The sequence below is a fragment of the Agrobacterium sp. Ap1 genome, from assembly GCF_017313375.1.
GTDB lineage: Bacteria > Pseudomonadota > Alphaproteobacteria > Rhizobiales > Rhizobiaceae > Neorhizobium > Neorhizobium cellulosilyticum.
This window is the reverse complement of sequence record NZ_JAFLMY010000001.1, coordinates 575,300-587,878: the sequence shown is the minus strand read 5'-3', so window position 1 is coordinate 587,878 and position 12,579 is coordinate 575,300. Positions and strand designations below refer to the sequence as shown.

General features: G+C 60.1%; 15 protein-coding genes. 14 read left to right on the top strand and 1 reads right to left on the bottom strand.

What is annotated here, in order from left to right:
• Nucleotides 1-11: 11 nt before the first annotated feature.
• The 4 genes from kdgT to JZX87_RS02780 all read left to right on the top strand — a co-directional run bounded on the left by kdgT (nucleotide 12) and on the right by JZX87_RS02780 (nucleotide 3,296).
• Nucleotides 12-1,028: a 2-keto-3-deoxygluconate transporter gene (gene kdgT, locus JZX87_RS02795; protein ID WP_148142996.1), complete on the top strand. Its 1,017-nt coding sequence runs from the start codon at nucleotides 12-14 to the stop codon at nucleotides 1,026-1,028.
• A 61-nt stretch (nucleotides 1,029-1,089) separates the two neighbouring features.
• Nucleotides 1,090-1,551: a NanQ anomerase/TabA/YiaL family protein gene (locus JZX87_RS02790; RefSeq protein ID WP_183820849.1), complete on the top strand. Its 462-nt coding sequence runs from the start codon at nucleotides 1,090-1,092 to the stop codon at nucleotides 1,549-1,551.
• A gap of 46 nt (nucleotides 1,552-1,597) precedes the next feature.
• Nucleotides 1,598-2,440: a 5-dehydro-4-deoxy-D-glucuronate isomerase gene (gene kduI / locus JZX87_RS02785; RefSeq protein ID WP_148142998.1), complete on the top strand. Its 843-nt coding sequence runs from the start codon at nucleotides 1,598-1,600 to the stop codon at nucleotides 2,438-2,440.
• Between the two features lie 70 nt (nucleotides 2,441-2,510).
• The gene (locus JZX87_RS02780; RefSeq protein WP_206823677.1) at nucleotides 2,511-3,296 is read left to right on the top strand and encodes a gluconate 5-dehydrogenase; all 786 of its coding nucleotides are present in this window, start codon (nucleotides 2,511-2,513) and stop codon (nucleotides 3,294-3,296) included.
• 88 nt (nucleotides 3,297-3,384) lie between these two features.
• Here JZX87_RS02780 and JZX87_RS02775 read toward each other — a convergent pair whose 3' ends face one another.
• Entirely contained in the window at nucleotides 3,385-3,843 is a 459-nt protein-coding gene (locus tag JZX87_RS02775) for an Lrp/AsnC family transcriptional regulator (RefSeq protein WP_148143000.1), read from the bottom strand.
• A gap of 124 nt (nucleotides 3,844-3,967) precedes the next feature.
• On the opposite strand from JZX87_RS02775, the gene alr reads away from it, so the two are divergent.
• The 10 genes from alr (at nucleotide 3,968) to kdpC (ending at nucleotide 12,421) form a co-directional block, all read left to right on the top strand.
• On the top strand, nucleotides 3,968-5,095 hold the full coding sequence (gene alr / locus JZX87_RS02770) for an alanine racemase (protein ID WP_206823676.1): 1,128 nt from the start codon (nucleotides 3,968-3,970) through the stop codon (nucleotides 5,093-5,095).
• A gap of 30 nt (nucleotides 5,096-5,125) precedes the next feature.
• The gene (locus JZX87_RS02765; RefSeq protein WP_206823674.1) at nucleotides 5,126-6,376 is read left to right on the top strand and encodes a D-amino acid dehydrogenase; all 1,251 of its coding nucleotides are present in this window, start codon (nucleotides 5,126-5,128) and stop codon (nucleotides 6,374-6,376) included.
• Between the two features lie 185 nt (nucleotides 6,377-6,561).
• Nucleotides 6,562-6,756, top strand: a complete 195-nt coding sequence (locus tag JZX87_RS02760) for a hypothetical protein (RefSeq protein ID WP_206823672.1) — start codon at nucleotides 6,562-6,564, stop codon at nucleotides 6,754-6,756.
• A 10-nt stretch (nucleotides 6,757-6,766) separates the two neighbouring features.
• Nucleotides 6,767-7,045, top strand: a complete 279-nt coding sequence (locus tag JZX87_RS02755; protein ID WP_206823670.1) for a hypothetical protein — start codon at nucleotides 6,767-6,769, stop codon at nucleotides 7,043-7,045.
• A 490-nt stretch (nucleotides 7,046-7,535) separates the two neighbouring features.
• Nucleotides 7,536-7,670: a hypothetical protein gene (locus JZX87_RS31195; protein WP_286194053.1), complete on the top strand. Its 135-nt coding sequence runs from the start codon at nucleotides 7,536-7,538 to the stop codon at nucleotides 7,668-7,670.
• Nucleotides 7,671-7,682: 12 nt separating this feature from the next.
• Entirely contained in the window at nucleotides 7,683-7,772 is a 90-nt protein-coding gene (gene kdpF, locus JZX87_RS02750; protein WP_148143004.1) for a K(+)-transporting ATPase subunit F, read from the top strand.
• 31 nt (nucleotides 7,773-7,803) lie between these two features.
• The gene (kdpA, locus tag JZX87_RS02745; protein ID WP_206823668.1) at nucleotides 7,804-9,507 is read left to right on the top strand and encodes a potassium-transporting ATPase subunit KdpA; all 1,704 of its coding nucleotides are present in this window, start codon (nucleotides 7,804-7,806) and stop codon (nucleotides 9,505-9,507) included.
• Between the two features lie 11 nt (nucleotides 9,508-9,518).
• Nucleotides 9,519-9,695, top strand: coding sequence for a hypothetical protein (locus tag JZX87_RS02740; protein ID WP_206823666.1), 177 nt, complete (start codon nucleotides 9,519-9,521; stop codon nucleotides 9,693-9,695).
• Nucleotides 9,696-9,754: 59 nt separating this feature from the next.
• Nucleotides 9,755-11,842, top strand: a complete 2,088-nt coding sequence (kdpB, locus tag JZX87_RS02735; protein ID WP_206823664.1) for a potassium-transporting ATPase subunit KdpB — start codon at nucleotides 9,755-9,757, stop codon at nucleotides 11,840-11,842.
• A gap of 12 nt (nucleotides 11,843-11,854) precedes the next feature.
• Nucleotides 11,855-12,421, top strand: a complete 567-nt coding sequence (kdpC, locus tag JZX87_RS02730) for a potassium-transporting ATPase subunit KdpC (RefSeq protein ID WP_206823662.1) — start codon at nucleotides 11,855-11,857, stop codon at nucleotides 12,419-12,421.
• Nucleotides 12,422-12,579 lie beyond the last annotated feature (158 nt).

Here is a 12,579-nt window from a genome sequence, read left to right as displayed (position 1 = left end):
GGAATACAAAAATGAATATTAAAAAGGCAATTGATAAAGTCCCCGGCGGACTAATGCTCGTGCCGCTCATTCTGGGCGCACTTTGCAAGACCTTCTTCCCCTGGGCCGGTAGCTATTTCGGTTCGTTTACCAATGGTTTGATCGCCGGCACCGTGCCGATCCTGGCCGTCTGGTTCTTCTGCATGGGTACCTCTATCGACCTTCGCGCAACCGGTACGGTTCTGCGCAAGTCGGGTAACCTCGTCGTCGTCAAGACGCTCGTTGCGTGGGGCGCCACCTACATCGCCGCTCAGTTCCTGCCGCTCGAAGGCGTGCAGTCGGGCCTGTTCATGGGCTTCTCGGCTCTGGCCATCTGCGCCGCAATGGACATGACCAACGGTGGTCTCTACGCCGCGATCATGCAGCAATACGGCACCAAGGAAGAATCGGGCGCCTTCGTCCTGATGTCGATCGAATCGGGCCCGCTGGTCTCGATGCTGATCCTCGGTGCAGCAGGCGTTGCAACCTTCGAACCGCATCTGTTCGTCGGCGCAGTCCTGCCCTTCCTGATCGGCTTCATCCTCGGCAACCTCGATAAGGATCTGCGCGCCTTCTTCAAGGGCGGCGTCACCACCCTGATCCCGTTCTTCGGTTTTGCTCTGGGTAACGGCATCGACCTGCACGTCATCGCTCAGACCGGTCTTGGCGGTATCCTGCTCGGCGTCATCGTCATCGTCGTCACTGGTATCCCGCTGATGCTTGCCGACAAGTTCATCGGTGGCGGTAATGGTACTGCCGGTCTCGCAGCTTCGTCGGCCGCCGGCGCTGCTGTCGCCAACCCGATGATCATCGCCGAAATGGCTCCGCAGTTTAAGCCTGCCGCCGCCGCCGCCACTTCGCTGGTTGCCGCAGCATGCCTGACTACCGCTATCCTGGTTCCGATCCTGACCGGAATGTACGCCAAGTACATGAAGAAGCGCGGCGGTGTTGTCGAAACGGTCGCGGCTGATGCGCCGGAGGCTGGTGACGAGCTAAAGGTTGCCCATTAAGCTCTGAGCGGGGCCAGTGCTTTGCCACTGGCCCCTTCCAGTTCATTTAAGGAATAACGTCATGTATCTCAGCAATCTCGCCACGCTCGACCGCGACGCCGCAACTCTTCCGGCAAACATCCAGAAAGGCCTCAAATTCCTGGCCGAAACGGATATCGCTGCATTGCCTGCCGGACGTGTCGATATCGAAGGCGATACCATCTTCGCCCTGATCCAGGACTACGACACCGCCCCCAAGGCCGAGAAGCGTCCAGAATCCCACGCCCGCTACATCGACATCCAGTTCGTATTCAGTGGTCGCGAAATCATCGGTTATGCACCACTTGCTGCCGATTACACGGTCGAAGAAGACCTCTTCGAGAGCAAGGACGTCAAGTTCTACTCCAAGGTCACCGACGAAACCGATCTTCTTCTCGGAGCCGGCGCATATGCCGTGTTCTATCCCACCGACATTCATCGTCCCGGCTGTGCCGCCGAGGCGCCCGGTAAGGTGCGCAAGGTCGTCATCAAGCTTCTGGCCTGATAGACCTGCACCGTACATATCCCATCATACTTAGAGGAGTAATATCATGGACATCCGCTATTCGGCCAACCAGAAGGACTTCAAGCGCTATACGACCGAGGAAACGCGCGCTGAATTCCTGATCGAAAAGGTTTTCGCCGATGACGAGATCGTCGCCACTTACAGCCACGTCGATCGCATGGTCGTGTTCGGCTGCAAGCCGGTCAATGAAGCCGTTCCGCTCGACAAGGGCATCGATTGCATGAAGAATTTCGGCACGAATTACGTGCTGGAACGCCGCGAACTCGGCATCTTCAACCTTGGCGGCGAAGGTTCTGTCGAGGTCGATGGCGAAGTCTACAATCTCGCCTTCAAGGATTGCCTCTACGTCACCAAGGGCCACAAGTCGGTTGTCTTCAAGAGCAAGGACAAGGCCAACCCGGCCAAGTTCTACATGATCTCCGCTCCGGCCCATAAGGTCTGCAAAACGACTTTCCTGTCGATTGCCGACGCCCAGAAGAAGCCGGTTGGCGACAATTCGACGGCCAACAAGCGCGTCATCAACCAGTTCATCCATCCGGACGTTCTGGAAACCTGCCAGCTTTCGATGGGCCTGACCGAACTCGATCCGGGCAATGTTTGGAACACGATGCCAGCTCATACCCACGAGCGCCGTTCGGAAATCTACTACTACTTCAACATTGCTGAAAATCAGGCCGTCTTCCACATGATGGGTGAAGGCGACCAGACCCGCCATATCCTCGTGCAGAACGACCAGGCCGTCATCTCGCCCTCGTGGTCGATCCACGCCGGTTGTGGCACTGCCAACTACACGTTCATCTGGGCAATGTGCGGCGAAAACCTGACCTTCGACGACATGGACCACATCGCCATCAGCGACCTGCGCTAAGTCGGTCTACGTCGGAGCGGCAATCATATGCCGCTCCGGTTTCTTTCAATATAGGCAAGGATTTAAGATATTGAGTTACGCAGATAGCTTTTCGCTCAAGGGCAAGGTCGCGCTGGTTACCGGTGCTTCCTACGGTATCGGTTTCGCACTGGCCAGCGCGCTTGCTGAAGCCGGCGCCACGATCGCCTTCAACGACATCAACGAAGATTTCCTCGCCAAGGGCCTCGAAGCCTACAAGGCTGCCGGCATCGACGCCAAGGGCTACATCTGCGACGTGACCGATGAGCCGGGCGTGCAGAAGATGATCGCCGACATCGAAAAGGACCTCGGTTCAGTCGATATTCTCGTCAACAATGCCGGCATCATCAAGCGCGTTCCGATGCATGAAATGGACGTCAAGGACTTCCGTCAGGTCATCGACATCGACCTGACCGCTCCGTTCATTCTCGCCAAGGCTGTCATTCCGGGTATGATCAAGCGCGGTGGCGGCAAGATCATCAACATCTGCTCGATGATGAGCGAACTCGGCCGCGAGACCGTTTCGGCTTACGCAGCTGCCAAGGGCGGCCTGAAGATGCTGACGCGCAACATCGCTTCTGAATACGGTTCGCAGAACATTCAGTGCAACGGTATCGGCCCGGGCTATATCGAAACCCCGCAGACCGCGCCGCTGCGCGAACCGGGTCATCCGTTCAACTCCTTCATCCTCGCCAAGACGCCGGCAAACCGTTGGGGCACGACGCAGGACCTGAAGGGACCGGCCGTGTTCCTTGCTTCCTCGGCATCCGACTTCGTCAACGGTCACGTTCTTTACGTCGACGGTGGTATCCTGGCCTATATCGGCAAGCAGCCCTGATCGAACCGGCGTTTCTAGCGCCATCAGGTTGATAATCGAAACGCCGTCCGTGTCCTGCACGGGCGGCGTTTTCGCGTTCGGGTAGGGGTTACCGGCTTTTCCGGCTGCGCGTCATCAGCACGTTGCGGATCGAAAAGCTTGAATGGATGCGCAGCACGCCCGGAAGTGCCGACAGGATCTCCTTGTGGATGCGCTCGAATTCTCCGGCATTGGCAACTTCTACGCGCAACAGATAATCGGAGCCTCCGGTCATCAGAAAACATTCCCGTATTTCGGGATATTTGCGAACGGCAGCCTCGAAGCGGTTGAGATACTCTTCCGTCTGCCTTTCCAGCGTGATGTTGATGATGACGGCGATGCCGTTCTGATCGTTATCCACGAGTGCCGTGTAGCCGCGGATTACGCCGGCCTCCTCAAGCAGCCTGATGCGGCGAAGACAGGCGGAGGGCGAAAGGCCCACTTCCGCGGCGAGGGCCGCATTGCTCATGCGGGCATTGAGCCGCAGCAGGCGCAAAAGGTTACGGTCGATCTGGTCCATGGTCGCCATGAATATTATTCCAAAATGTCGTATATAATTTCAAGGGATCTGCATCTGGGAAATTTTCTGCCATCGATTGGCAGGAAATTCAACGATCATTTCATTATGCTCATCTTAAAAAAGAGGGGCGTGAATGAACGAGCGAATGACCATGCCGGCGGCGCAGGAAATTGCTGCCGCGGCCTGCGGCTATCTGACGATCGATCTTGGCGCGATCTGCCGCAATTATCTGAAGCTTGCCGAGGCGCTTGCGCCGGCGAAAGCGGCTGCCGTCGTCAAAGCCGACGCCTACGGGCTCGGCGCCCGTCCTGTTGCGGAAGCGCTTTACAAGGCTGGATGCCGCGACTTTTTCGTTGCCCATTTTATGGAAGTCGCAGCCGTGAGGCCTGTGCTTTCCGATAACGCCGTTCTTTACGTCCTCAATGGCTTGCAGCCGGGCAATGAGCTGGCCTGTGCTGCAGCGGGTGTTGTTCCGGTGCTGAACTCACTTGAACAGTTGCGACGCTGGTCGGCTGCCGCGCATGGGCTGGGCAAGCGTTTGCCCGCCGCCCTGCAATTCGACACCGGCATGTCGCGGCTGGGGTTTTCGCCGGCCGAGCAGGTACAACTGAAATCGGAACTTGCCGATCACGAGCTGGTCGATATCCGCTTCATCATGAGCCATCTCGCTTCTGCCGATGAGGTGGAGAGTGAGCAGAACGATCAGCAGCTGGCGGAGATGCAGCGGATCGCCGAGGAATTTCCCGACCTGCCTGTCTGCTTTGCCAACTCCAACGGCATCTTTCTCGGCCAAAGCTATCACGGCTACATGGCGCGTCCCGGCATTGCGCTTTATGGCGGCAATCCGATGGCGTCACAGACCAACCCAATGGAACTCGTCGTCGGCCTGAAGATCGCGGTGATCCAGACGCGAACCGTACCGGCCGGGACAAAGGTTGGTTACGGGGCTACGTTCGTGGCGCCACGCGAAATGCGGCTTGCGACGATTGCAGCCGGTTACGCCGACGGTTTGCCGCGCAGCCTCAGTGATCGGGGTGCCGTCTATTTCGGCAACCACCGCCTGCCGATCGTCGGCCGCGTTTCGATGGACAGCATGACGGTCGATATCAGCGCCCTGCCAGTCGGTGCCGTAACGCTCGGCAGCCTTGTCGAGATGATCGGGCCGCACCAGACGCTGGACGATCTTGCGCAGGCGGCCGGAACGATTTCCTATGAGGTGCTGACCAGCCTCGGCCAGCGCTACGAGCGCCAATATCTTTAGCCATTTATCAGATAAAAAACGGGGAATTCCATGAAAGTCATCGTTCTCGGAGCCGGCGTTGTTGGTGTTACATCCGCCTATCAACTTGCCAAGGCCGGCCATGAGGTAACCGTCATCGACCGGCAAGAAGGTCCGGCGTTGGAAACCAGCTTTGCCAATGCCGGTGAGGTTTCCTTCGGTTACTGCTCCCCCTGGGCGGCACCCGGCATTCCGCTGAAGGCGATTAAGTGGCTTTTCATGAATCACGCACCGCTGATCCTGCGTCCGAAGATGGATGCCGCCATGCTGTCGTGGATGGCCCAGATGCTGCGCAACTGCACCTCGGAACGTTATGCGATCAACAAGAGCCGCATGCTTCGGATCGCCGATTATGCGCGCATCTCGCTTGCCGAGGTCCGTGATGAAACCGGCATTGCCTATGACGAACGCATGCAGGGCACCCTCCAGCTCTTCCGCACCCAGCAGCAGCTCGACGCATCGGCGAAAGACGTCAAGGCGCTGGCAGCGGACGGTGTTCCCTACGAAGTGCTCGATCCGGAAGGCTGCATCCGCGTCGAGCCGGCGCTGAAACATGTGCGACAGAAGATCGTCGGCGGCCTTCTGACGCCGAAGGACGAGACGGGTGATTGTTTCAAGTTCACCAATGCGCTGGCGCTGAAGGCCGCCGCAATGGGCGTGAAATTCGTCTACGGCACCAATATCAAGGCCCTCGATGTTGAGGGTGGGGCCATCAAGGGCGTTGTGACCGATCGCGAGACCTTGCGTGGCGATGCCGTCGTCGTGGCGCTCGGCAGCTATTCGCCGATGCTGGTCAAGCAGTTCGGCATCAAGCTGCCGGTCTATCCGGTCAAGGGCTATTCCCTGACAATTCCGATTGTCGATGCCTCGCGTGCGCCGGAATCAACCGTGATGGACGAGACCTACAAGATCGCCATCACCCGACTTGGCGACCGTATCCGCGTCGGCGGCATGGCAGAGATTTCCGGTTATACCAACGATCTCGGCCAGAAACGGCGCGCGACGCTCGAACATTCCGTCACCGATCTCTTCCCGGGTGGCGATGTTTCCAAGGCGGATTTCTGGTCCGGCCTGCGCCCGATGACGCCGGACGGCACGCCGGTGATCGGCGCGACCAAGGTGAAGGGCCTGTTCCTCAATACAGGCCATGGCACGCTCGGCTGGACGATGAGCTGCGGCTCGGCCAAGGTCATCAGCTCCATCGTCAGCGGGAAGAAGCCGGAAATCGACGCGACCGATCTCGCCGTCTCGCGCTACGCCTGAGCCTTCCGATTTGCCCGCCGCGCCGGTTCCATCCGGTCGCGGCGGCTTTATGACTTCCCTATTTCTTGGTGTCTCCACACCAATCGAATGCCTATGAGGCAGTCGCTACCTTTCGATCAGGCATCGCATTCGATGTCCGTTCCGTAAGCCTTTGGCGCGGAACTTCGATCGACAAGGAGTGACCCATGTATGGTCGTCTGGGCGTTATTAATCTTCTCCACCTTACCGAGGCCGAGGCACAGCGCCGCCGCCTGGCACAGGCCCGTCCTGTCACCGGGGACACTGCTGCCGGCATGAGCCTTGCGATGGCCCTGCGCCTTATCGGCGTCCTGGGCGTCGGTTTCTGCGCCATTGCGGCGCTCGCGGTGATGGTCGGTTGAGGAGAATGATATGGGCAAGTTTGCGATGAACGACCGGGAGCCTCCCGCGACAGGTATCCGTTTCACTGTTGGTCGTGACAAGAGTGGCCGCTGGATCGTCAATGACGCGCTAGGCAAGGTCGGCGGGCTTTTCACCGATCGCGCCTCGGCGGTGCATTTCGCCATGTTCGAAAGCGACCACATCCCGGGGGCAGTCTGGTGCCTGCCGGAGCATGTGACGCTGACACTGGGCGAGGCGTTCGATCCGCATTGCCTTTCTGCGGGAAGCCGTGTCGCGGGCCGGGCGTGAGGGCCACGCCATATTTCGCCCGCTCCGATATCTGCGGAGACATGTCTATCCCCGCAGCCAGCTGACGCGATTGGCCGGCTCGGGGACGTTGCGCGGCTCGGATGCGATCCTTGGGATGATGGTGGTGGTCCTGGTTTTAGTCGGAGTCGCTTCTGTGCTCGAGATGGCGCTGTTCTGAACAGTCTTTCTTGCGGGATGAGCGCGTTACCAGCCGTGCCATCGTATAAAGAAAGACCCCTCCCAACCCTCCCCACAAGGGGGAGGGCTTAAACCCGCCTCTCGGTCGATGCCCAATTTCAGCAGGACCGCTCGTTAGCCTGAAGGGCCAGACCAAGCTCGGCGTCGGCCCCCCAAAAAATTCCTATAAAATTCCTATATCTTCGCTTTCCCGCCCGTCTCGAACCCCTATGCGCTTCGGCGCCATATTCGGGCTCGGGGGATCGGAAGATCCTCTCTAATCCAGACATCGCATGAGGTGCCGTCCGTCCAGATGGCGCCCTTCGGCCTGTCTGGTCGCGATCAGTTCAAAGGAACCCGGATCATGATGGACCTTATTCTCGTCGGCACGGCGATCATCTTCTTCGCCCTGTGCTTCGCCTACACCCGCGCCTGCGACAGGCTTTAGAAGGAGGGAGCGATGATACTCGACTATGTGCTCGGCGGTGCCGTTACCGTCTTTCTCACATTTTACCTCACCTACGCTCTCATCCGCCCCGAACGCTTCTGATGGCGTTTTCGGGAACTGAAAGTTTATCTCCATGACCCTCAACGGATGGCTTCAGATCCTCGTCTTCTGCGGGATCGTCCTTCTCCTCGTCAAACCGCTCGGCGCCTACATGACCCGGGTGTTTTCCGGCGAGCGTACGCCTCTTTCCCCCGTCCTCGTTCCGCTTGAACGGGGACTTTACGCCTTAGCTGGCACCAGCGAGCGTGAGGAGCAGCATTGGACGGCTTATGCCTTCGCCATGCTGATGTTCAATCTTCTCGGCGTGCTGGTTCTCTATGGCCTGTTCCGCCTGCAGGATGTGCTGCCGCTCAACCCGGCCGGCATGGCCGCGGTCGGGCCGGAACTCTCCTTCGACACCGCCGTCAGCTTCGTCACCAACACCAACTGGCAGAACTATGGCGGCGAAGCCACCATGTCGTATCTGACCCAGATGGCGGGGCTGACTGTCCAGAATTTCCTGTCGGCCGCGACCGGCATAGCGATCGCGATTGCTCTGATCCGCGGTTTTTCCCGCGCCTCGGGCAAATCGGTCGGCAATTTCTGGGTCGATATGACCCGCGCCACGCTTTACCTGCTTTTGCCGCTCTGCATCCTGCTGACGCTGGTCTTCGTCTTTCTCGGCGTGCCGCAGACCTTTGGCGCTTACGTGGAAGCCACGACGCTGGAAGGTGCGAAACAGACGATCGCGCTCGGCCCGGTCGCCTCGCAGCTTGCGATCAAGATGCTCGGCACCAATGGTGGCGGTTTCTTCAACGCCAATTCCGCGCATCCGTTTGAAAATCCAGATGCGATCTCCAACCTGATCCAGATGGTGGCGATCTTTGCGATCGGTGCGGCGCTGACCAACGTCTTCGGCCGCATGGTCGGCAACCAGCGTCAGGGCTGGGCGATCCTCGGCGCAATGGGTGTGCTGTTCCTCGCCGGCGTCGTTACGGTCTACTGGGCGGAAGCTTCCGGCAACCCGATCATGCATGCAATGGGCCTGTCGGGTGGTAACATGGAAGGCAAGGAAGTCCGCTTCGGCGTCGTGCTCTCGTCGCTGTTCGCAGTCATCACCACGGCCGCATCCTGCGGTGCGGTCAATGCCATGCATGGTTCGTTCACCGCACTTGGCGGGCTGATCCCGATCATCAACATGCAGCTCGGCGAAGTCATCGTCGGCGGTGTGGGGGCCGGTTTCTACGGCATCATGATGTTCATCATCGTCGCCGTCTTCGTCGCCGGCCTGATGGTCGGCCGCACGCCGGAATATCTCGGTAAGAAGATCGAGGCGAAGGAGATGAAGATGGCGCTGCTCGCCGTTCTCTGCCCGCCGCTCGCCATGCTCGTCTTTGCCGCGATCGCCGCCGTGCTTCCCTCCGCCGTCGCCTCGATCGGCACCGGTGGACCGCACGGGTTCTCGGAAATCCTCTATGCCTATACGTCGGCTGCGGCCAATAACGGCTCGGCCTTCGGCGGGCTGACCGGCAACACACCCTGGTACAACGTGACGCTCGGCATCGCCATGCTGATGGGGCGTTTCCTGGTCATCATCCCGGCACTTGCGATTGCCGGCTCGCTGATCGGCAAGAAGACGGTTCCGGCCTCGGCCGGCACATTCCCCACCGATGGCGGCCTGTTCGTCGGGCTTCTCGTCGGCACGATCCTGATCGTCGGCGGCCTGACTTTCTTCCCGGCACTCGCACTCGGCCCGATCGTCGAGCATCTGGCGATGATCGCCGGACAGACGTACTGAGGAGAGCCAAGATGGGTATTCGTCATGAACTCAACAGACAGTCCATCCTTGCCGGGCAAAGGCGCGGCAAGGGGGATGAAAAATCCAGGCAACAGGAACGCCAGAGATGGTGCGGTTCCAATGCCATTCTCGCAATGATGGCGGGCATTCTCGCCGTCGTTTGCGTCATCGAAATCCTACACGGCTGACCCTTGCGGCCCTGATCCATCAGGGCCATCGGTCGCCTCATCAAAGCTGGAGCCTCTTCATGAGCCAGGCAAAATCCGCGTCTATCCTCGATAGCCGCATCCTCATTCCCGCGATCGGCGCCGCTTTCACCAAGCTTAATCCGCGCACACTCGCCAAGAACCCGGTCATGTTCGTCGTGGCCACGGTGTCGGTCCTGACGACCGTCCTCTTCCTGCGCGATCTTATCGTCGGCGGCGACAATCTCGGCTTTTCCTTCCAGCTCAACCTCTGGCTCTGGTTTACCGTACTGTTCGCCAATTTCGCCGAGGCGGTCGCCGAAGGTCGCGGCAAGGCGCAGGCGGACAGTCTGCGCAAGGCGCGGACCGAAACCCAGGCCAAGCTTGTCACCAGCGCCAACGGCGGCGACTACAAGATGGTTGCCGGCACCTCGCTCAAGGTGGGCGATATCGTGCTGGTCGAGGCCGGCGATATCATCCCTTCCGATGGCGAGGTGATCGAAGGCGTCGCCTCCGTCAACGAGGCGGCGATTACCGGCGAAAGCGCCCCGGTCATCCGTGAATCGGGCGGCGACCGTTCGGCCGTCACCGGCGGCACGCAGGTTCTCTCCGACGTCATCCGGGTGCGGATTACGGCGGCTGCCGGTTCGACCTTCATCGACCGGATGATCTCGCTCGTCGAAGGTGCCGAACGGCAGAAGACGCCGAACGAGATCGCGCTCAATATCCTGCTTGCCGGCATGACGCTGATCTTCGTCCTGGCTACCGCGACGATCCCGAGCTTTGCGGCCTATGCGGGGGGCTCGATCCCGGTCATCGTACTGGTCGCGCTGTTCGTGACGCTGATCCCGACAACCATAGGCGCGCTGCTTTCCGCCATCGGCATTGCCGGCATGGACCGTCTGGTGCGCTTCAACGTGCTCGCCATGTCCGGCCGTGCGGTCGAAGCTGCCGGAGACGTCGATACGCTGCTCCTCGACAAGACCGGCACGATCACGCTGGGTAACCGCCAGGCAACCCAGTTCCGTCCGGTGCGCGGCGTTTCCGAACAGGAACTTGCCGATGCGGCGCAGCTTGCCTCGCTTGCCGACGAGACGCCGGAAGGCCGTTCGATCGTTGTGCTTGCCAAAGAGAAATACGCGATCCGCGGCCGCGATATGGCGAGCCTGAAAGCCTCGTTCGTGCCGTTTACCGCCCAGACGCGGATGAGCGGCGTCGATCTGGACGGCAGCCAGATCCGCAAGGGCGCGGTCGATGCGGTGCTCGCCTATGTCAATGGTGGCACGTTGCCTGTGGCAGGCAATACGGCGATTGCCGCCAGCCCGCAGTCGGACACGGTGCGAGAACTGCAGGCGATCGCGGAAGAGATTGCCAAGGCGGGTGGCACGCCGCTCGGCGTTGCCCGCGACGGAAAACTGCTTGGCGTCATCCACCTCAAGGATATCGTCAAGGGTGGCATCCGCGAGCGTTTTGCCGAACTCCGCAAGATGGGCATCCGCACGGTGATGATTACCGGCGACAACCCGATGACGGCAGCAGCAATCGCGGCCGAAGCGGGCGTCGACGATTTTCTCGCCCAGGCAACGCCCGAGAACAAGCTGTCGCTCATTCGCGAGGAGCAGGCCAAGGGCAAGCTGGTCGCCATGTGCGGTGACGGCACCAATGATGCTCCGGCATTGGCACAGGCGGATGTCGGTGTGGCGATGAATACCGGCACGGTTGCAGCCCGCGAGGCCGGCAACATGGTCGACCTCGATAGCGACCCGACGAAGCTCATCGAAATCGTCGAGATCGGCAAGCAGTTGCTGATGACCCGCGGAGCGCTGACGACGTTTTCGATCGCCAATGACATCGCCAAGTATTTCGCCATCATCCCGGCGATGTTCCTCGCCTTCTATCCGCAGCTCGGCGTGCTGAACGTCATGGGACTGGCGACACCGCAAAGCGCTATCCTGTCGGCGATCATCTTCAATGCGCTGATCATCATCGCGTTGATCCCGTTGTCGCTAAAGGGCGTCAAATACCGCGCCGTCGGCGCCGGCGCGCTTCTCTCCCGCAATCTTCTGATCTACGGCCTCGGCGGCATCGTCGTCCCGTTCATCGGCATCAAGGCGATTGACGTGGTCATCACCACGCTCGGCCTCGCTTAAGGAGTATTCTCGATGTTGAAACAACTTCGTCCGGCCATCGTCATGATCGTCGCCACCACCGCCATTACCGGCCTGATCTATCCTTTCGCCATGACAGGCATTGCGCAGGCGGTGTTTCCGTCGCAGGCGAATGGCAGCCTGATCGAAAGGGATGGTCAGGTGATCGGCTCGTCGCTGATCGGCCAGAGCTTTGCGGGCGAGCAGTATTTCCACGGCCGCCCGTCGGCCGCGGGCGACGGCTATAACGCTGCGTCGTCCTCCGGTTCCAATCTTGGACCGACAAGCCAGAAACTGATCGACCGGGTGAAGGCCGATTATGAAGCTGCCAAGGCTTCCAATCCGAATGCCGAGGTGCCGATCGATCTGGTCACGGCGTCGGGCAGCGGGCTCGACCCGCATATCTCGCCGGAAGCCGCTTATTTCCAGGTGGCGCGTGTCGCCAAGGCGCGCCAGATGGATGAGGCGAGCGTGAAGTCGCTGGTCGATGCGCATGTCGAGGGCCGAGAGCTGGGCTTCCTCGGCGAGCCGGTGGTCGACGTACTGGCGTTGAACATGGCGCTGGATGGCTCTAAGACGTAACGAATGCAGGCGTTCGCCCCTCATCCGCCTGCCGGCACCTTCTCCCCGTTAGTACTGGGAGAAGGAGACAAGCCGCAAGCTCTCCGTTCCTCCTCGCCCAGCTTGCGGGGAGAGGGTGGCCGAGCGCAGCGGAGGCCGGGTGATGGGCGGACGCCATT

Coding starts and splice junctions, on each gene's coding strand:
- alr (WP_206823676.1), top strand. CDS start 3,968: ATGAACGAGCGAATGACCATGCCGGCGGCGCAGGAAATTGCTGCCGCG.
- JZX87_RS02775 (WP_148143000.1), bottom strand. CDS start 3,843: ATGGCGACCATGGACCAGATCGACCGTAACCTTTTGCGCCTGCTGCGG.
- kdpF (WP_148143004.1), top strand. CDS start 7,683: ATGATACTCGACTATGTGCTCGGCGGTGCCGTTACCGTCTTTCTCACA.
- JZX87_RS02765 (WP_206823674.1), top strand. CDS start 5,126: ATGAAAGTCATCGTTCTCGGAGCCGGCGTTGTTGGTGTTACATCCGCC.
- JZX87_RS02760 (WP_206823672.1), top strand. CDS start 6,562: ATGTATGGTCGTCTGGGCGTTATTAATCTTCTCCACCTTACCGAGGCC.
- kduI (WP_148142998.1), top strand. CDS start 1,598: ATGGACATCCGCTATTCGGCCAACCAGAAGGACTTCAAGCGCTATACG.
- kdpA (WP_206823668.1), top strand. CDS start 7,804: ATGACCCTCAACGGATGGCTTCAGATCCTCGTCTTCTGCGGGATCGTC.
- JZX87_RS02740 (WP_206823666.1), top strand. CDS start 9,519: ATGGGTATTCGTCATGAACTCAACAGACAGTCCATCCTTGCCGGGCAA.
- kdpB (WP_206823664.1), top strand. CDS start 9,755: ATGAGCCAGGCAAAATCCGCGTCTATCCTCGATAGCCGCATCCTCATT.
- JZX87_RS02755 (WP_206823670.1), top strand. CDS start 6,767: ATGGGCAAGTTTGCGATGAACGACCGGGAGCCTCCCGCGACAGGTATC.
- JZX87_RS31195 (WP_286194053.1), top strand. CDS start 7,536: ATGGCGCCCTTCGGCCTGTCTGGTCGCGATCAGTTCAAAGGAACCCGG.
- kdpC (WP_206823662.1), top strand. CDS start 11,855: ATGTTGAAACAACTTCGTCCGGCCATCGTCATGATCGTCGCCACCACC.
- kdgT (WP_148142996.1), top strand. CDS start 12: ATGAATATTAAAAAGGCAATTGATAAAGTCCCCGGCGGACTAATGCTC.
- JZX87_RS02790 (WP_183820849.1), top strand. CDS start 1,090: ATGTATCTCAGCAATCTCGCCACGCTCGACCGCGACGCCGCAACTCTT.